Below are 17659 nucleotides of genomic sequence, written 5' to 3'. Positions count from 1 at the left end.
TGGCGGTGGCGGGAACGCGGTTGCAGCCTTAGAAGCGCTGCTGGTACTTCATGTACATGAAACGACCGATGTCGAAGCCACCGTAGTAGGTGAAGCTGCTGTTCGGCTGGCTGTACATGATCGGGCCCTGGTGGTCGAACACGTTGTTCACGCCCAGCGACACAGTGCCGTCCCACGGCAGGCTGTAACGCACCTGCAGGTCGTGGAAGGTGTTGGAGCCCACCTTGCGGCTCGGCTGCGCATCGGTATACGGCGAGACGAAGCCGGCCATGTTGCAGTCCGCGCCACCGGCCAGGTCATACGAGCAGGCTTCCTTCATGCCCGAGTAGTAGCGGGCGGTCCAGCCGATGCCCAGATCGCCGTACTGCCAATCCAGGTTGAAGGTCGAACGCACGCGGAAGTTGCCCTGCCAGCCGGTCTTCTGCTCCACCGGCGTGGTGGCGGCGCTGTCGTTGCGCTGCTCCAGGTAGTCGGTGTAGGTGGTGTTCCAGTTGATGGCGAACTTGCCGTACGCGGTTTCCGGCAGGCGGTAACGCACACCGATGTCATAGCCGGCGGTTTCGCGGTAGCCGGCGTTGACCAGCGAGCGATCCAGTGCCGAGACCTGGCCACGCGTGGCCGCTGCGGTGGAACGGGTGAAGCGACCGCAGGCCGAATCCACACCCTGCACGTAGCACTGGTTGAGGATATCGGTGGCCGACTCGCCGACGATGGCGTTGTTGATGCGGATCTTCCACCAGTCCAGGCTGACGTCCAGGCCCTGCACGAATTCCGGGCTGTAGACCAGGCCGACGGTCCAGGTCTTGGCGGTTTCCGGCTTCAGTTCCGGGTTGGAACCCGAGTTGAAATCGGAGGTGGCCTGCTGGCCCGGGCGGTTGGCAAGGTTGCCGTCCGCACCGGTCTGCTGACGGAAGTTGGCGGGCACATTCAGCGCCTTGCAGCGTGCTGCCACGGTCGGGCTGCTGGCGGCGATGCCGAACTTCGTATCACACGGATCGGTGAACGAATCGCGGCTGGACACTGCGCCGCCGTACAGATCGTCCACGGTGGGTGCACGGAAGCCGGTACCGTAGGTCGCGCGCACCAGCAGGCTGTCGATCGGTTTCCACTTCAGGCCGAACTTGCTGTTGGTGGTCGAACCGAAGGTGTTGTAGTCGGTGTAACGACCGGCCAGGTCCAGCGACAGTTCACGCGCGAACGGCAGGTCGGCCAGCAGGGGCACCTGCATTTCCAGGTAGACCTCGTTGAGCGAGTAATCGCCACGGGTCGGCTGGCCGGTGGTGCCGGCGATCTGGCCCTTCTGCACCATCAGGTCCGGGGTATAGCTGGCTTCTTCGCTGCGGTGCTCGAAGCCCATCGCACCCATGATGTCACCGGCCGGCAGAGTGAACAGCGAGCCGGAGATGTTGGCGCTGGCCACCTTGGTGGTGCTCTTCATCTTGTCGACGAAGCGGGTGAACAGGTAGTCCTGTACGTCCTGGTTGCTCAGCGAGCCCGGGCCCGCATAGCCCATGGGTGCGGCCGGGTTCCACGGCACGCAGCCGGCGATCACTGCACCCGGGGTGCCGCAGCGTGCCACGGTGCCATCCATGAAGGACGGGCCGACCGCCAGGTCGACGTGCGGCTGGTACATGCTGCCGGTACCGATGCGCTCGCCTTCGTTGCGGTTGTACATGTAGCTGACGTTCCAGTCCCAGTAACGCGAACCGGTTTCGAAGCTGCCTTCCAGGCCGATGCTGGCACGCTTGGTGTCCAGGTTGTTCTCGGTGCCGCGCGGCAGTTCTTCAGTGCGGTGCGAGAACAGGACGTCCTGGCCCCACTTGTTGAAGGTGCTGTCCTTGGACAGGGCGGCACGGGTGCCATTGCGGGCCTGTGCGGCCGATACCGAGTACGGGTAGCCGGCCAGGTGCTTGGTGGACTCGCGCTTGCTGTACAGCGCGTCGGCCACGATGCGCAGGTTGTCGGTGATCGAGAAACCACCGTTGGCGAACACCGAGGTGCGCTCCAGACCGCTCAGCAGGCTCATGTTGGTCTTGGCGTTGGCACCGTCCGCCGGGTCCGGGGTGTGGAAGTTGCCGGCCTGGCTCGGATCACCGCCCGGGCCCACGGTCAGCGGTTTGCCGCCGACGGTGACGGTGCCCCATTGGGTGGTCGGGCTCAGGGCATCGACGTCATCGGCGTGGCGCGGGCCACCCGGGTAGCGGCTGAACTCGCGCTCGCTGCCGAGGATCTCGTCTTCCTTGGTGCGCTCGGCGCCGACGCTGAACCAGCCGCGGTCGAAGGTCTTGCCGAAGGTGGCGCTGTAGGAGCGCTTCTGGCCGTCGCCTTCACCGTACTGGCCGACGTAGACGCTGGCTTCGCCGCCGTCGAAGTTCTTGCGGGTGATGATGTTGACCACACCGGCGATGGCGTCCGAGCCGTACAGTGCCGAGGCACCGTCGGTCAGCACTTCCACGCGCTCGACGATTGCCGAGGGAATCGAAGCCAGGTCGGAGTAGCCACCGGCGCTGACGCCCATGCGGCGGCCGTCGATCAGCACCAGGCTGCGTTCCGGGCCGAGGTTGCGCAGGCTGACGTAGGTGCCGCCGAAGTCACGCGAAGAACTCAGCGACGACGAGCGGCTCAGGCTCGGAGCACCGGCGGCGGTGACGTCCTGCAGGATATCGGCGACGTTGATGTAGCCCTTCTTCTCGATCTCGGCGCGGTTGAGCGCGACGACCGGCTGTGCGGTTTCGACACTGGCCTGGCGGATGCGCGAGCCGGTGATTTCGATGCGGTCGAGGTTGGTCGGGGTTTCGCCGGCGCTCTGTGCGAAGGCGGGGGTGGTGCAGCTGGCAGCCAGCGCGATGACGATCGCGTTGCGCAGCGGATTGGTTTTCAGGGACATCCGTGACATCTCGTGTTTCAGGAAAAACAAGCGCCCGTTCTCTGGACGCGTGGGGTGCTGCAAACCAACGTGGGGGGCGCGATTCTAGAGTGTTTCCATTCGTAACTGTTTGTCTCTGCGCCGCGGATGGGCGCGAAAATGAATCGCAACCAACAATCCACAGATGGGTTGTGCGCAGCGTCACGCGCGCTGCGTTTGCGATGGGCAGAGGCACCGATAGCGGCGGTGTTGGCGCAATCTGTAGCGATGCGAGTACGCATGCATCCATGCGTGGATGACGCTCAAACAAAAAGGGACGGAGTGTTCGCTCCGTCCCCCTGCGCGATGCGCGTGGTATCGCTGCGAAATGCTCAGGTTTCGCGCAACGCCGTGGTGATCGGCAAACGCGCCGCGCGCAGCGCCGGGAACAGGCCGCCGACCAGGCCGATACCCAGCGCCCATTTCAGTCCGGTCCACAGCAGCTCCGGCGAGACGTGGAACTTGAACACCACCGCGCTGAAGTTGCTGCCTATGGTGGACACGCTGTAGCCGTTGAACAGCAGCCACGCCACCGCGCATCCCAGCAGTCCACCCAGCAGGGCCAGCAGCATGGTTTCCAGCATCACCGCGGTCACCACCGGCAGGCCACGGAAACCGATCGCACGCATCGTGGCGATCTCGCGTGCGCGCGTGGCCACGGCGGCATACATGGTATTGAGCGCGCCGAACACCGCGCCCACCGCCATGATCGTGCCGATCACCTTGCCAAGGATGTCGATCAGCTTGGTCAGCCCGCCGCCCTGCTTGCTGTAGTAGACGCGGGTGGTCTCCACGTCCAGCTTCAGGCGCGGATCGGCGGCGACCGCCGCCTTGAACTGCTCGAAGCCTGCCTTGCCATCGGTACGCACGCTGATCGACTGCCAGGCGCTGCGCTGGTAGGTGGTGGCCAGCGTATCGGCGTCGGTCCACAGCTCCGAATCATGCGCATCGCCGGTGGCGAACACGCCGACCACGGTCCAGGTCTGGTTACCCAGGGTCAGCGTCTTGCCCACGTCAAGATCGCGGAACTGGCCCTTGGCGCCCTGGCCGACCACGATCTCGCGCAGGCCAGTGGCGAACTTGCGGCCTTCGACAATCTTGACCTTGTCATGCACCGCCCACGCCTGCGGGCCGACGCCGCGGAACTGCGCGTTGACGTCGGTGCCATCGGACTTCGACACCAGGTTGACCACCTGCGACAGCTCCGGTGACAGCAGCGGCCGGCCTTCGGCATCGCGAGTGATGCCGGGCAGGGTGGACAGCGTCGGCACCTGTTCGCGGGTGATGACCGAATTGGTTTCGGCCTGCGAGCCGCCACGCAGCACGATGGCGGTGGTGTCATCGCCGGTGTTGTTGAGCGTGGCCTGGAAGCCTTCGCCCATCGCCAGCATCGCCACCAGCACGCCGACGACGCCGGCGATGCCGACCACGATCACCGAGGACGCGCCCCAGCGCTGCGGCAGGCTGGCCACGCCGATGCGGGTGGCGGCCAACGCCAGCCGTCCACTGCGGGTCAACAGCAGCCACAGCGCTACCAGCACGGCCACGGCCAGCACGCCAAACCACGGCAGGCTGATCCACAGCACCAGGCCGATCACCAGCAGCAGCACCATCACACCGTTGCCCAGCCACTTCTTGAGTTTGTTCTTGAACATGTCGGTGTCCTCCTCAGCGGCCGGCCAGTGCGTCGACGATCTTCAGGCGCTTGGCGCGCAGCGCGGGCAGCAACCCGACGATGATGCCGATCACCACGATCAGGCCCAGCCCCATCAGCCAGGTTGGGGTTGGCACGTGTGGCGGCAGCATGCCCATGCTCTTCGGGCCGATGGCCGGCAGGATCAGCGCGGCCAGTCCCATGCCGATCAGGCCGCCCAGGCCGATCAGCAGCACCGACTCCACCATCACCAGGGTCAGCACGGTGCTGTCCTTGAAGCCCAGCGTCTTCAGCGTGGCCAGTTCGGGCACGCGCTCGCGCACCGCCTGCGCCATGGTGTTGCCGGTCAACAGCAGCAGGGTGAAGAACACCGCACCCATGATCGAAGTGACGATCATGCCGATATCCGCGAACTGCTTGACGAAGGCCTGCTGGAACGCCGATTCGGTCTGGGTCTTGGTCTCGTGGTCGGAGTTGGCCGAGATCGCATCGATGGCCTGTGCCACCCGCGAGGAGTGGTCCGGGTTGTCCAGCGTCACCGTGTACCAGCTCACCTGGTTCTTGATGTAGTCGTTGGACTCATCGAAGTACTTCCAGTTCATCATCAGTTGGCGTTCTTCGTTGGCCGCCAGCGCACGGTCCTTGGAACGGTAGATGCCCTTCAGTTCCAGCGGCCAGTCGTTGCTGCCGCCGCGCGGGAAGATCGTGGCCTGCAGCGGGATGGTGTCGCCGATCTTCCAGCCGAACTGCTTGGCCAGGGTTTCGCCGACGATGGCGCCGGTGCGGGTCTGCTTCCAGTCTTCCAGCTGTGCCGGATCGATCTGCAGTTCGCGGTAGACATCGAAGTAGTTGGGCGACACCGAGAAGTTCGGGAAGAAGTTCTTCGGATCCTGGTAGATGCCGCCGAACCACATGCCATAGGCCACGTCGCGTACGCCGGCTACCTGGCGGACCTGCGTTTCAAGGCGGATCGGCAGCGACTGGGTGATCGACAGTCGCGAGGCCACGACCAGGCGGTTGGCGCCTTCCACGCTGCCACCGGAGGTGAACGCCACGCGCACCGAGTCGAGCATGCCGAACAGCAGGAACGCGGCCACCACCGAGAGCAGGGTCAGCAGGGTGCGGGTGCGGCTGCGGAACAGCTGCGCCCAGACCAACGAGAAGTATTTCATTGCCGTGGCCTCCGTCAGTGGGCCAGCGGCGCGTCGGCCAGCTCGCCCTTGTCCAGGTGCACCGTGTGCGTGGCGTACTCGGCGGCCTTCGGGTCATGGGTGACCATGATGATGGTCTTGCCGTGTTCGCGGTTGAGCTGCTGCAGCAGGCCCAGGATCTCCTCGGCGGACTGGCGGTCGAGGTCGCCGGTCGGTTCGTCGCAGATCAGGAAGGTCGGGTCGGAGACGATTGCCCGCGCGATCGCCACGCGCTGCTGCTGGCCGCCGGACAGTTCATTGGGACGATGGCTGCGGCGGTCGGCCAGGCCGACCAGGGTCAGCGCGATCTCCGCGTTGCGCCGGCGCTGTGCAGCATTGAGGTGGGTCAGCAGCAGTGGCAGCTCCACGTTCTTCTGCGCGGTCAGCATCGGCATCAGGTTGTAGAACTGGAACACGAAGCCGACGTGATGGCTGCGCCAGGTCGACAGCTGGCCGCCGCTCATCTGGTCGATGCGCTCGCCTTCGATGCTGATCTCGCCGCCACTGGGATTGTCCAGGCCGCCGATCAGGTTGAGCAGGGTGGTCTTGCCGGAGCCGGATGGGCCCATCAGCGCCACGAAGTCGCCGCTGGCGATGTCCAGGTCGATGCCGTGCAGCACCTGCACTTTCTCGGGGCCACGCTGGTAGGTCTTGGTGATGTTGCGCAGTGAAACCAGGGTCGACATGGGTGGTTCTCCACGGAAGGCGGGAAACGGGGAAGCGCACCTGCGGTGGCGCAGGCGTGCGTCGAGCGGTGTTGCCGGCGGCGCCCATGGGCGCCAGGCCGTTACTGCGCTTGTTTCTGTTGCACCTTGGCGCCATCGCGCAGGGTGTCCGGCGGGTTCACCACCACCGATTCACCTGCGCTCACGCCCTTGAGGATCTGGCGGTCCTTGCCCATCGCCTGGCCAGCCTCGACCGTGCGCTGCTGCACCCGGCTCTCGTCACCCAGCACGAAGGCCACCGAGGCGCCCTCGCGCTGGACCACTGCGCCGCCCGGTACGCGAACGCCCTGCGGCTTGGCGGCCGCCTGCGGCTGCGCCTGTTCCAGGAAGCTGACCCGCACGCCCATCTCCGGCACGATGCGCGGGTCTTTCACCTTCAGCGCCACGCGCACCTTCACCGTGGCCTTGCCGCGGTCGGCGGTGGGAATGATGGCGATGACCTCGCCGGGAATCTTCCATTCCGGGTAGGCGTTGAGCGTGGCCTCCACCGGCATCTTCGGCTGCACGCGGCCGATGAAGGCCTCACCGACCTCGACTTCGATCTCCAGCGAGTCCATGTCGACGATGGTGCCGATGCCGGTACGGGTGAAACCACCGCCCGCCGACAGCGGCGAGACGATTTCGCCGGGCTGCGCGGCCTTGGCGGTGACCACCCCGGAGAAGGGCGCGCGCACGATGTTGTTGTCCACGCCCAGGTCGGCGATGGCCAGCTGGTCGTTGGCCACCTTGACGTTGCGCTGGGCCGTTTCCAGCTGCGCACGCAGGCTGTCGCGCTGGGCCACGGCCTGGTCGTACTGCGAACGTGACACCAGCTGCTGGCCGACCAGTGCCTGCAGGCGGCTGGCCTCGGCGGTGGCCTGCTTCTGCTGCGCCTCCAGCCCGGCCACCTGGCTGCGTGCGGCCTGCAGCTGCGAGGCATACAGGCTGCGCTGGGCGTCGGCATCTATCGGGTCCAGCGTGGCCATGATCTGGCCCTGCTCCACCCGCATGCCTTCCTCGATCATCACCTCACGCACCTTGCCGGTGATCTTGGCCGAGACCGTGGCCATGCGCCGGGCGACCACGTAGCCGCTGGCATCGAGCACTGAACTGCTGGCGTTGCCTTGCTGTATGGCCACGGCGGGCGCGGTTTCCACCTCCACGGCCGGCGCGCGGCCGAACAGGAAGGCTACGGCGGCGGCGATCAGCAGCACGATCACGATGATGGCGATCCACAGCCAACGACGTCCACCGCCATTGCTGCCACCGGAGGCGGGCGGCGGCGATTTGCGGTCGATACGGAGTTCCTTCAACAGCTCGGCAGAAGCGTTCATTCGTTCCATCACAGGCATTCGGGCGGGTGTGGCCGGAAGAGCGGACGGCGGCGGTTCCGGCGGTGGAGCGTGCGGCACAGCATGAAGGCAGGTACGGCGATGACGGCAGTGACAGCTGTCACCCGATGACACTGACGGCGGCAACTGCGAAATGTGACCGCGGCGGCACAGGATGGCAACGTCCCCGCTACCGGTACCGCCCATGGATCCGATCGCCCCGTCGCTGGCCCGCCTGCAGCAGGTGCAGGTGCGCTATCGCGACCATACCGCCCTGCAGGGCATCGACCTGCAGGTCCGCGCTGGCCAGGTGCTGGCATTGCTGGGCCGCAACGGTGCCGGCAAGAGTACCGCGATCAGCGTGCTGTTGGGTCTGCGCCGCGCCGATGCCGGCCAGGTCGAGCTGCTCGGCGGCGACCCGCAGCAGCGCAGCCGTCGCCTCGGACTGGGTGTGATGCTGCAGAGCACCAGCCTGCCACCGATGCTGCAGGTGGACGAACTGGTGGCGCAGGCCAGCGCCTGCTATCCGGACCCGATGCCGTTGCAGGAGATACTGCAGCGCGCCGGTCTGCAGGCACTGGCACGCCGCCGCTACGGCCAGCTTTCCGGTGGCCAGCAGCGCGCGGTGCAGTTCGCCATCGCCCTGTGTGGCCGCCCGCGGGTACTGTTCCTGGACGAGCCCACCACCGGACTGGACATCCAGGCGCGACAGGCGATGTGGCAGGCGATCCGGCAGCTGGTGGCCGAAGGCTGCGGCGTGCTGCTGACCACCCATTATCTGGAAGAGGCCGAAGCGCTGGCACAGCAGGTGGTGGTGCTGGAGCAGGGCCGGGTGCTGGCCGACGCGCCGTTGAGCGAGCTGCGCCTGGCCGATCGGCCGCGTCGGATCCGTTGCCGCAGCGTGTTGCCCGCAGAAGACGTGCAGCAGTGGCCGGGCGTGCAGCAGGTGCAGCGCGACGGCGAGCACCTGCAGCTGCTGGCGAGCCCGGCCGAGCCGGTGGTGGCACGCCTGCTGGCCGCCGATGCGCAGCTGCGCGAGCTGGAAGTACAGGGCGCGGCACTGGCCGACGCTTTCCTCGACATGACCCGGGAGGCCGCATGAACACGATGACCCGTACCGGCACTACACCCGCGCTCGCATCTGCCTGGCGCCAGGCCCTGCGTCCGTACCGCGCCGAGCTGGTGGCCGAACTGCGCCGTGCCTGGCGCACGCCGGCGTTCGCGGTGCCCTCGCTGCTGTTCCCGGTGCTGTTCTATCTGCTGTTCGGTGTGCTGCTGGGGCGTGGTCACGCACCGCTGTACCTGCTGGCCACCTACTGTGTGTTCGGCGCGATGGCCCCGGCCCTGTTCGGCTTCGGCGTGCAGCTGGCGCTGGACCGCGAAGGCGGCCTGTTGACCCTCAAGCGCGCGCTGCCGATGCCTGCTGCAGCGCCGCTGCTGGCACGGTTGGCGATGGCAGTGATGTTCGCGCTGCTGGTGGCTTCGCTGTTGATCGGCGCGGCGCACGTACTGGGTGGCGTGCGGTTGCAGGCGCTACAGGTGCTGCAGCTGATGGCGGTGGCCGGACTGGCGGCGTTGCCGCTGGGGGCGATCGGCCTGCTGATCGGCAGCCATGTCAGTGCCAGTGCGGCACCGGCGATGGTCAACCTGGTCTACCTGCCGCTGGCCCTGCTGTCGGGCCTGTGGCTGCCACTTTCGGCGCTGCCGAAGTTGTTCTCGACGATGGCACCGCTATGGCCGACCTGGCATCTGGCGCAGCTGGCGCTGCCGGTGGTCGGGTTGCCGTCGGCGGGCAGCATCGGGGGCCATCTGTTGGTGCTGCTGGCGGTCACGGCGGTGGCGTTGCTGTTGGCACGGCGTCGCCTGCGCCGGATCGGCTGAACTGGCATGATCGGCAGCGATCGTCCCCGCCTGGATTCTCCCGTGCCGTCGAGTTGGCTTGCGTCCCTGCTGCGCCCCGCGCCGGATTCGGCCGTGGCCGAACTGCTGCGACGTGGCAAGTCGCCCTGGAGCGGAGCGATCCACCTGCTGTGGTCGGTATGGATCTTCCTCACCCCGGTGCTCGGCAATGGCTTCACGCTGCGCTGGCTGCTGCTGACCCTGGCCAGCTATCCGCTGTTCCTGCTGCTCTATGCCAAGGTGATGCTGGCACCCCGGCACCATGGGTGGCGCTATGCGCTGGGCATGATCGTGCTCGCCCTGGTACTGCTGCCGTGGTACCCGTCGGGCCTGAGCTACTTCGTGTTCGGTTGCGTGATGATCCGCATGAGCAGCCGTGGAGGCTGGTGGGTGTACCTGTTGCAGCTCACCGGGCTGAACCTGTTGTTCTGCGGTGCTGCGCTCTACTTCGGCTATCCGTGGCAAGCCATGGTGTGGATGCCGGCGGTGTCGTTCATTGTCGGGCTGGTGGTGAACGTGGAGGCCTTGAGCCAGCAGCGCGACGTTGCCCTGCAGCTGTCGCAGGACGAAGTACGGCGGCTGGCGACCACTGCTGAGCGCGAACGCATCGGCCGTGACCTGCACGACCTGCTCGGCCACACGCTCTCGCTGATCACCTTGAAGCTGGAACTGGCACGCAAGCTGTACGACCGCGATGACGCGCGGGCGCGGCAGGAGATCGGTGAAGCCGAGGCCATCGCCCGCGAAGCGCTGGCACAGGTGCGCAGCGCGGTGACCGGTATCCGTGCCAGCGACCTGGCCGGCGAACTGGCGTCGGCCCGTCTGCTGCTGGAATGCCAGCAGGTGCACCTGCAGTACACGACGCCACCGCCGATGCCGGTGGACGTGGAACGTGGACTGGCGCTGGTGCTGCGGGAGGCCGCAACCAACATCGTGCGCCATGCGCAGGCGACCCGCGTGCAGGTGGATTTCATGCTGGAGGACCGACAGTTGGCGATGCAGATACGCGATGACGGCCGCGGTGGCGTGCAGGCCGAGGGCAATGGACTGTGCGGCATGCGCGAACGTGCGGCGGCGCTGGGTGGGCAGCTGACGCTGCAGTCGCCCCGCGGCGAAGGCACGCTGCTGACCGTGCGCGTGCCTTTGGGGGCCGCCACCATGCCGCTGTCCTCGGCATCGTTGGCACAGGGGGGACCCGCATGATCCGCATTCTGCTGGCCGAGGACCAGGCAATGGTGCGCGGCGCGCTGTCGGCGCTGCTGGGGTTGGAGCCTGATATCGAGGTGCTGGGCAGCGCGGCCGACGGCGAAGCTGCGTGGCGGATGCTGCAGCAGCTGATGCCGGACATCCTGGTCACCGACATCGAGATGCCGGGCCTGTCCGGGCTGGAGCTGGCGCAGCGCATCGCCCGCCATGAGCTGCCGATCAAGGTGGTGATCGTGACCACCTTCGCCCGCGCCGGTTTCCTGCGCCGCGCGCTGGAGGCGGGCGTGCTGGGCTACCTGCTGAAGGACGCCCCGGCCGAGAACCTGGCCGATGCACTGCGCAAGGTGAAACAGGGCATCCGTGCGATCGACCCGCAGCTGGCGCTGGATGCGTGGTCGCAGGCCGATCCGCTGACCGACCGCGAGCGCCGTGTGCTGCGCCTGGCAGGGGAGGGCCGAACCGCCAGCGAGATTGCCGAGCAGCTGGGGTTGTCGCACGGTACGGTGCGCAATTACCTGTCCGAGTGCATCGGCAAGCTGGGCGTGGCCAATCGGATCGAGGCGTATCGGCTGGCGCGGCAGAAGGGGTGGTTGTAGCGGCGTCCTGCTGTTCCCGGTGATGTCGTTTCCGCGACCGCGGGTGGGTGTCACTTTCTTTGCTCGTGCAAAGAAAGTAACCAAAGAAACACGCCGCCAGAGCGCGAGCCGGTGCTACGCACCGGTGCCCTGCGCTTCTCGGCGAATCAGGGGACGGCGCCGAACTCGCTGCGCTCAGACACCGGCGCCTCTTCGCCCCTGATTCCCCTGCGATGCTCGGCTCGCTCAAGGCGGACCCAACGTCAAAGGAAAAAGCTGCACCCGGTAGATCCACGCCGCGCGTGGATGCTCTTGCTGTTGATCTTGATCTTCAAGTCCGCCTTGAGCGAGCCGAGCACCGCAGGTCCGGCGAAGGCAAAGAGGCGCGGGTGTCTGAGCGCAGCGAGTTCCCGCGCCGTCCCTCGACGGACCGAGGAGCGCAGGGCACCGGCGTGCGAAGCACGTCGGCTCGCGGCCGGCGGAGCGTTTCTTTGGTTACTTTCTTTGCGCGCAAAGAAAGCGACACCTCTCCGCAGGCGCGGAAACGATCCGCCGGGAATTCCCGGCGAACCCGATCAATCCTTCCCGCGCGCCATCGCCTGGAACACGCCATCCCGCCGCACCCACAAATGGAACAGCGCCGCCCCCACATGCATCAGCACCGTGGCGAACAACACATACGCCAACAAGCTGTGCGCATTGCGCAGCGCGGCATACAACGCCGGTGTGTGTGGCACGATCGGCGGCAGATGCAGGCCGCCCCACAGTACGATCGGGTAACCGCCGGCCGACAGCATCGCCCAGCCGATCAACGGCATCGCCAGCATCAGCGCATACAGCATCCAGTGCGAGGCCTTGGCCGCCATCACCTGCCACACCGGCAGGTCGGCCGGCAGCGGCGGCGGGCGGTGGCGCAGGCGGTTGTACAGGCGCAGCAGCACCAGCACCAGGATGGCGATGCCCAGCGGGCGGTGCAGGTCGATCAGCATTGGCCGCAGGTGCAGTGAGGCGACCATGGTCACGCCGATGAACAGCATGGCGATGATCATCAGCGCCATGGACCAGTGCAGCACCCGCGCCAGCAGGTTGAAGTGGCCGTTGCCGGTGCTCATCGTGCGGCCTCCTTCGGTTGTTCGACGTTGCCGCTGGCGCGCTCGCGTTCGCGGCGGTTGAAGGACTGCGAATACACCGCCGAGCGGGCGGCCAGGATCGGATCGTCACTGCCGCGCACGCCGCTGGGCAGGATCAGCGGATCGAAGTTGATCTGGCCGCACGCACCCTGTTCCTGCGACTGCATGCGGTCCAGGCTGAGTACGCCGGCCACTACCTGATCACGCGACTCGGGCCACGGTACCGACGGATCGTCGATGGCATCGCCAGGCTCGGCGGTAGTAACCACCAGGTTCCAGCGCACCGGGCCGCTGGCCAGGCGCTGCCGCAGTTCCTGGCTGAGGAAATCGACACTGGCCTGCGTGCGCGTTTCCGCATCCATTTCCACCACCGGCGCCAGTGGCTGCCAGCGCCAGCGCACCGCGCGCTTCTGGCCCTGCGCATTGGTAAACCAGAAGCTGTTGACGCTGTTGAAGGTGGTGTCGGCCCAGCTGCTGGTCCACGGTGCCGTCTTGGCCCACTGCTGGAACGCCTGCGCACTGGGGTACTTGGCCAGTACGGCGGCCATCTTCTGCGGGTCGGGCTTGCCGGTGGCCGGGTCCGGAATGGAGGCGCGTGTCTGTTCGTAGAACGCCTCAGCATCGGGCACGGCGAAGAACGGGAAGCTGTTCATCGCCATCCGCCACTCCTGGCCGTCATCGCTGACCATCTGCACCGCAAGGCTGCGCACGCGTGCGGTGTTGTCGGCACCGTAGGGGTCACCGCCGCCAATCGACAGGCGGCCCATCACCGGTACGCGTGACTGCGAGAACACGCGGGCGCTGGACAGGGTAGGGGCCTGCGCGCTGGGTTCGAACCAGCCGCTCACGCAGATGCCCTTGCTGTGCGCGCGTCGGAAGCCCGGATGGGTCGGGCCGGTGGCCTCGATGGTGTCGGTGAAGCGCTGCGCGGTCAGGCGGTCGCCGATCCAGCCGGCCAGCCAGGCGAACGCCAGCGCGATGGCACCCAGAATGAGCGCGATCAGTGCGATCCAGGGCAGCGGCGAATGCGTGCGCGGTGTGCCCGGCGTCTGGCCGGCGCGGGTGTAGCGGAAGAGCGACATGGTCGGAGTCCTGCCTTCACGGAGCGTGTGGGTGGTCGACCCACACATCCTCGCAGAACCCGGCCGGGGCCGAAATTCAATTTTTCGTCAGATTTTCCGGGGACGGCGTGCCGACCAACGGTCGGCACCCACCCGATCAGCTGTAGCGCTGCTTCAGCATTGCCCACGCCGAACGCAGCGCCAGCGCTTCGCCACCGGCCGGACGGCCCGGGCGTTCACCGTCGTTCCAGGCGTACACGTCCAGATGCGCCCAGCGCTGGCCGTCTTCCAGGAAGCGTTCCAGGTACAGCGCGGCGGTAACCGAACCGGCCATGCGCGAGCCGGCGTTGGCCAGATCGGCGATGCCGCTGGTCAGGTAACGCAGGTAGGGGCGCCACAGCGGCATGCGCCAGACCGGGTCGCGGGTCGCATCACCAGCCTGCAGCCATTGCTGCGCCACGCTGTCGTCATTGCTGAAGAGCGCCGGCAGATCCGGGCCAAGCGCGATGCGCGCGGCGCCGGTGAGGGTGGCGAAGTCCAGCACCAGGTCCGGTTTCTGCTCGCTGGCGAAGGTCAGTGCATCGCACAGGATCACGCGGCCTTCGGCGTCGGTGTTGTCGATCTCCACGCTCAAGCCCTTGCGGGTGGCGATCACTTCGCCCGGGCGGAAGGCATCGGGACCGATCGCGTTTTCCACCGCCGGCACCAGCAGGGTCAGCCGTACCGGCAGCCCGCGTGCCATCACCAGGCCGGCCAGGGCCAGGGCATGCGCGGCGCCGCCCATGTCCTTCTTCATGTTGCGCATGCCGTCGGCCGGCTTGATGTCCAGGCCGCCGGTATCGAAGCACACGCCCTTGCCGACCAGCACCAGTGCTGGATCGGTGTCCTTGCCCCAGCGCAGCACGACCAGGCGCGGTGCGCGGTGCGATGCGCGGCCCACGGCATGGATGGCCGGGAAATTCTGTTTCAGCAGTTCGTCGCCGGTGATCGCCTCGACCTGCGCGCCGTGCGCATCGGCCAGCGCGCGTGCGGCATCTTCCAGCTGCTGCGGACCCATGTCTTCGGTCGGGGTGTTGACCCAGTCACGCACGCGCAGGCTGGCGGCGATCAGGTCGGCCACTTCGCCGGTCGGCTCGGCCACCAGGCGCGCCGGCGCACGGTGGCGCTTGCGATAGCGGTCGAAGCGGTAGCTGCCCAGGCCCCAGCCCAGCTGCAGCAGCGCCAGTTCGGCGGCCGGCAGTTCGCTGGCCAGCTGCCACACGCTGCCTTCCGGCAGGGCATGCGGGGCATGCGAATAGCTGTAGGCATCGGCACGATCACCGACGCCGATCACCGCTCCGGCCAGGCCATCGGCGCCGGGCAGCAACGCCGTGGTGAAGGCACCGGCGGTGAAGCCCTGCGACGCCAGCCATGCCCGGGTGGCGGCCGGTTGGCCGTCCTTCCAGGCCGCGAACTGCTCGCGGTCCAGCACGTACAGCGGCAGCGCTGCGGCGGTGTCGGCAGTGAAACCAGTGATCTCGCTCATGCGTCAGGTACTCCGGGGTGCGGCAGCGTCGAGGTTGGCATCCAACCAGTCGGCCAGGCCGGTGAGGGTGTCGAACTGCAGGTCCGGCTGCAGTTGCGGATGGGTCCAGGTGGCTGCTTCGCGGTTGATCCAGCAGCCGCGCAGGCCGGCGGCGATCGCCCCGGCCACATCCATTTCGGCATGGTCGCCGACGTGCAGTACCTGTGCCGGCGCAACACCCAGGCGGGTGCAGGCGGCATGGAAGATGCTCGCCTCAGGCTTGGCCGCGCCGTGTTCGCGCGCGCCCAGCTGGAAGACGAAATGATGGGCCAGGCCGATCCGCTCCAGATCGGCATTGCCGTTGCTCAGCGCTGCCACCGGTACCCGCGCGGCAATCCGCGCCAGCGCATCGATCGCATCGGGGTAGCACTCGACCTGGTTGCGCGCGGCGAAGAAGACTTCATACGCCGGCTCCAGCAGCTCCAGGCTGGCACCACTGGTGTGCAGCGCTTCGTGCAGGGTCAGCCGGCGCAGCGCGCTCAGGTCGTGATGGAGGTGCGGATGGGCGTGGTACAGGCGTTCGCGCAGTTCGCGCATCGCCGCCACCGGATACATCGCGGCCGTGGCGGGGCTGTGTTCGCGCATCCACTCGTGCAGGACCAGGTCGATGCGGGCGCCGATCGGAGCGAACGGCCACAGCGTGTCGTCAAGGTCGAGGGTGATGGCTTGGACGGGGAAATTCACCCCGCCATTCTACCCCTGCCCGCGCGGGCTTTCATGCGACGCGGCGGGCGGGTGGGCACTGTGGCTGGGCCGGGTCAGCGCAGGTTGTACGAGCAGGCGATGGTGGTCTGGCCGTCGAACTGCTGCACGTCCAGGTTGTGCCGCCCAACTTCCTTCGTGTAGGTGCCTGCTACCGGGTCGGACATCTTCGCCAGTGCCGCGACCTGTTCCACACTGGCCGAGCTGAAGTACGCGGTGAAACTGTCGATGCCATCCTCGCCGCTGTCGCCGTCATAGGACTGCAGCCGGTTCACGGGCTGGCCCAGCACCATCAAGGGCGTGGTCAGCCGGAACTCGCCGCTGGATTCGCCGTCCTGCACCCTTGCCGGGGCCGGTGTCAGCATCCGGGCCATGGCGTCGAACTGTATGGGCGTGAGGTGCCGCTTGCAGGTAACCGCCTCAGCAAGCTGGGTGCGCGCCTGATCGGCAGTCGGCGGTGTCGCGGCGAACGCGGGAGCGGCAATGCAGGCCAAGGCAAGGCAACGCGTGGCGAGAGAGTTCATCCGAGCGGATCCATCCGGGTAGGGCGTCATAGTCTGCCACTTCGTCCCTGTTTCTGGTTCCACCACCTGCGTCCATCCGTTGTTGATGCCGTCACTCCAGCAGGCGTGCCCAGCCCTGCATGCCGTCCAGGCGTGCCAGCACCAGCTTGATGCACACCAGCAGCGGCACCGCCAGCAGCAGCCCGATCATGCCCCAGGCCCAGCCGAACACCATCAGCGCCAGGATCAGCACCAGCGGCGACAGCTTCATCCGACGGCCCAGCACGATCGGGGTCACCATCTGCCCTTCCAGTGTGTGCAGGCCCAGGTAGGCGGCCGCTGGCAGCAGGGCCTGCAGCGGGTCGCGGAACTCGACGAAGCCCATCAACAGCATCAGCGCCACGCCGATCAACGGACCCACATACGGCGCAAAATTCAGCAGCGCGGCCACCGTGCCCCACAGCAGCGCTTCCTGCAGGCCGATACCGAGCAGCATCAGCACGCCGGCGAACACCAGCCCGACCAGAGTGTTGATGACGCTGATGGTCAGCACGTAACGCGAGACCTCGCGTTCGATCGAACGCAGGATGTCCGTAGTGAAGCGCTGCTGCTGGCGGTTGGGGAACAGGGCGATCGCCGCGCGCTGCAGGCTCTGCCCGTAGATCATGAAGAACAGCGTCAGCAGCACCACGGCCAACACCGAGGCAGCCAGCCGCGGTGCACGGGTCAGCATGCGGTACGGGTCGTCCAGCTGGGTGCGGATCACCTGCACCTTGTGGTTGCTGTCACCGCCGGCCACACGGGCGAAGTTCTCCGCCGCCTGGTTGGCCTGCTGCACCGGCTTGGTCAGGTCCTGCACCTGGCGGGCGACCTTGCGCAGCTGCTGTGGGGCTTCCTGCGCCCATTCCATCGCCGGGCCGATCAGCTGCACGGCGAGCGAACCGGTCACGCCCAGGCCGGCGCCGAGGATCAACAGTGCGCCCAGCGCGCGCGGAATCCACAGCTTCTGCAGCAGGCGCAGGATCGGGTTGCCGACCAGGGCGAAGAACATCGCCAGCAGCACCGGCAGGATGATGTCCTGCGCGGCCCACAGCGTGTAGCCCACCGCCAGGGTCGCCAGCACCACCAGCGACATCGGCCCGCGCGGGCGCGACGGTGGTGGCAGCGCTGCCTCTGGCTCGTCGGGGCCGGCCGGTGGCGGGGACAGGAGGGACTCGCTCATCGACGCATCAACC

Annotated in this window: 15 protein-coding genes; 4 read left to right on the top strand and 11 right to left on the bottom strand. The window is 67.2% G+C overall.

Annotation, left to right across the window (positions count from 1 at the left end; translation table 11 throughout):
- Positions 1 to 28 precede the first annotated feature (28 nt).
- The 5 genes from HLA98_RS14560 to HLA98_RS14540 form a co-directional block, all read right to left on the bottom strand.
- Complete coding sequence (locus tag HLA98_RS14560) at positions 29 to 2887, bottom strand: TonB-dependent receptor plug domain-containing protein (RefSeq protein ID WP_057500015.1); 2859 nt, start codon at positions 2885 to 2887, stop codon at positions 29 to 31.
- A gap of 350 nt (positions 2888 to 3237) precedes the next feature.
- The gene (locus HLA98_RS14555; protein ID WP_057500014.1) at positions 3238 to 4560 is read right to left on the bottom strand and encodes an ABC transporter permease; all 1323 of its coding nucleotides are present in this window, start codon (positions 4558 to 4560) and stop codon (positions 3238 to 3240) included.
- A gap of 13 nt (positions 4561 to 4573) precedes the next feature.
- Complete coding sequence (locus HLA98_RS14550) at positions 4574 to 5731, bottom strand: ABC transporter permease (RefSeq protein WP_057500013.1); 1158 nt, start codon at positions 5729 to 5731, stop codon at positions 4574 to 4576.
- 14 nt (positions 5732 to 5745) lie between these two features.
- On the bottom strand, positions 5746 to 6435 hold the full coding sequence (locus tag HLA98_RS14545; RefSeq protein WP_004137569.1) for an ABC transporter ATP-binding protein: 690 nt from the start codon (positions 6433 to 6435) through the stop codon (positions 5746 to 5748).
- Between the two features lie 101 nt (positions 6436 to 6536).
- A complete protein-coding gene (locus tag HLA98_RS14540) occupies positions 6537 to 7787 on the bottom strand; it encodes an efflux RND transporter periplasmic adaptor subunit (RefSeq protein WP_057500012.1) in 1251 nt (416 codons plus the stop codon).
- Between the two features lie 202 nt (positions 7788 to 7989).
- Here HLA98_RS14540 and HLA98_RS14535 point away from each other — a divergent pair, with 202 nt between their 5' ends.
- The 4 genes from HLA98_RS14535 to HLA98_RS14520 are packed head-to-tail and all read left to right on the top strand — an operon-like array spanning position 7990 to position 11485.
- Complete coding sequence (locus tag HLA98_RS14535; protein ID WP_049448258.1) at positions 7990 to 8886, top strand: ABC transporter ATP-binding protein; 897 nt, start codon at positions 7990 to 7992, stop codon at positions 8884 to 8886.
- The gene (locus HLA98_RS14530) at positions 8883 to 9665 is read left to right on the top strand and encodes an ABC transporter permease (protein ID WP_057500011.1); all 783 of its coding nucleotides are present in this window, start codon (positions 8883 to 8885) and stop codon (positions 9663 to 9665) included. The genes HLA98_RS14535 and HLA98_RS14530 overlap by 4 nt, the downstream gene beginning before the upstream one ends.
- Before the next feature lie 6 nt (positions 9666 to 9671).
- Complete coding sequence (locus tag HLA98_RS14525) at positions 9672 to 10886, top strand: sensor histidine kinase (protein WP_049448261.1); 1215 nt, start codon at positions 9672 to 9674, stop codon at positions 10884 to 10886.
- Complete coding sequence (locus HLA98_RS14520; RefSeq protein ID WP_049448262.1) at positions 10883 to 11485, top strand: response regulator transcription factor; 603 nt, start codon at positions 10883 to 10885, stop codon at positions 11483 to 11485. Before HLA98_RS14525 ends, HLA98_RS14520 begins: the two co-directional genes overlap by 4 nt.
- A gap of 554 nt (positions 11486 to 12039) precedes the next feature.
- Here the strand turns inward: HLA98_RS14520 and HLA98_RS14515 are convergent.
- The 6 genes from HLA98_RS14515 to HLA98_RS14490 all read right to left on the bottom strand — a co-directional run bounded on the left by HLA98_RS14515 (position 12040) and on the right by HLA98_RS14490 (position 17646).
- Positions 12040 to 12576, bottom strand: a complete 537-nt coding sequence (locus tag HLA98_RS14515; protein WP_049448721.1) for a cytochrome b — start codon at positions 12574 to 12576, stop codon at positions 12040 to 12042.
- Positions 12573 to 13676 (bottom strand): catalase family peroxidase, encoded by a 1104-nt coding sequence (locus tag HLA98_RS14510; protein WP_057500010.1) that lies wholly within the window; start codon positions 13674 to 13676, stop codon positions 12573 to 12575. The genes HLA98_RS14515 and HLA98_RS14510 overlap by 4 nt, the downstream gene beginning before the upstream one ends.
- Before the next feature lie 136 nt (positions 13677 to 13812).
- Positions 13813 to 15180, bottom strand: coding sequence for a leucyl aminopeptidase family protein (locus tag HLA98_RS14505; RefSeq protein WP_049448717.1), 1368 nt, complete (start codon positions 15178 to 15180; stop codon positions 13813 to 13815).
- Positions 15181 to 15183: 3 nt separating this feature from the next.
- On the bottom strand, positions 15184 to 15903 hold the full coding sequence (locus HLA98_RS14500; RefSeq protein WP_129550589.1) for an HAD family hydrolase: 720 nt from the start codon (positions 15901 to 15903) through the stop codon (positions 15184 to 15186).
- A 74-nt stretch (positions 15904 to 15977) separates the two neighbouring features.
- Positions 15978 to 16445: a hypothetical protein gene (locus HLA98_RS14495; protein ID WP_005407738.1), complete on the bottom strand. Its 468-nt coding sequence runs from the start codon at positions 16443 to 16445 to the stop codon at positions 15978 to 15980.
- A gap of 91 nt (positions 16446 to 16536) precedes the next feature.
- Positions 16537 to 17646 (bottom strand): AI-2E family transporter, encoded by a 1110-nt coding sequence (locus tag HLA98_RS14490; RefSeq protein WP_005411982.1) that lies wholly within the window; start codon positions 17644 to 17646, stop codon positions 16537 to 16539.
- Positions 17647 to 17659 lie beyond the last annotated feature (13 nt).

Origin of the sequence: Stenotrophomonas africana (genome assembly GCF_013004645.1) — a bacterium.
Taxonomy (GTDB): domain Bacteria; phylum Pseudomonadota; class Gammaproteobacteria; order Xanthomonadales; family Xanthomonadaceae; genus Stenotrophomonas; species Stenotrophomonas africana.
The sequence above is the reverse complement of the archived record's forward strand: the minus strand, read 5'-3'. Positions and strand labels throughout refer to the sequence as shown.

Excerpts from the sequence above, each read along its gene's own strand:
- HLA98_RS14560 (WP_057500015.1), bottom strand. The coding sequence starts at position 2,887 with ATGTCCCTGAAAACCAATCCGCTGCGCAACGCGATCGTCATCGCGCTG.
- HLA98_RS14555 (WP_057500014.1), bottom strand. The coding sequence starts at position 4,560 with ATGTTCAAGAACAAACTCAAGAAGTGGCTGGGCAACGGTGTGATGGTG.
- HLA98_RS14550 (WP_057500013.1), bottom strand. The coding sequence starts at position 5,731 with ATGAAATACTTCTCGTTGGTCTGGGCGCAGCTGTTCCGCAGCCGCACC.
- HLA98_RS14545 (WP_004137569.1), bottom strand. The coding sequence starts at position 6,435 with ATGTCGACCCTGGTTTCACTGCGCAACATCACCAAGACCTACCAGCGT.
- HLA98_RS14540 (WP_057500012.1), bottom strand. The coding sequence starts at position 7,787 with ATGAACGCTTCTGCCGAGCTGTTGAAGGAACTCCGTATCGACCGCAAA.
- HLA98_RS14535 (WP_049448258.1), top strand. The coding sequence starts at position 7,990 with ATGGATCCGATCGCCCCGTCGCTGGCCCGCCTGCAGCAGGTGCAGGTG.
- HLA98_RS14530 (WP_057500011.1), top strand. The coding sequence starts at position 8,883 with ATGAACACGATGACCCGTACCGGCACTACACCCGCGCTCGCATCTGCC.
- HLA98_RS14525 (WP_049448261.1), top strand. The coding sequence starts at position 9,672 with ATGATCGGCAGCGATCGTCCCCGCCTGGATTCTCCCGTGCCGTCGAGT.
- HLA98_RS14520 (WP_049448262.1), top strand. The coding sequence starts at position 10,883 with ATGATCCGCATTCTGCTGGCCGAGGACCAGGCAATGGTGCGCGGCGCG.
- HLA98_RS14515 (WP_049448721.1), bottom strand. The coding sequence starts at position 12,576 with ATGAGCACCGGCAACGGCCACTTCAACCTGCTGGCGCGGGTGCTGCAC.
- HLA98_RS14510 (WP_057500010.1), bottom strand. The coding sequence starts at position 13,676 with ATGTCGCTCTTCCGCTACACCCGCGCCGGCCAGACGCCGGGCACACCG.
- HLA98_RS14505 (WP_049448717.1), bottom strand. The coding sequence starts at position 15,180 with ATGAGCGAGATCACTGGTTTCACTGCCGACACCGCCGCAGCGCTGCCG.
- HLA98_RS14495 (WP_005407738.1), bottom strand. The coding sequence starts at position 16,445 with ATGAACTCTCTCGCCACGCGTTGCCTTGCCTTGGCCTGCATTGCCGCT.
- HLA98_RS14490 (WP_005411982.1), bottom strand. The coding sequence starts at position 17,646 with ATGAGCGAGTCCCTCCTGTCCCCGCCACCGGCCGGCCCCGACGAGCCA.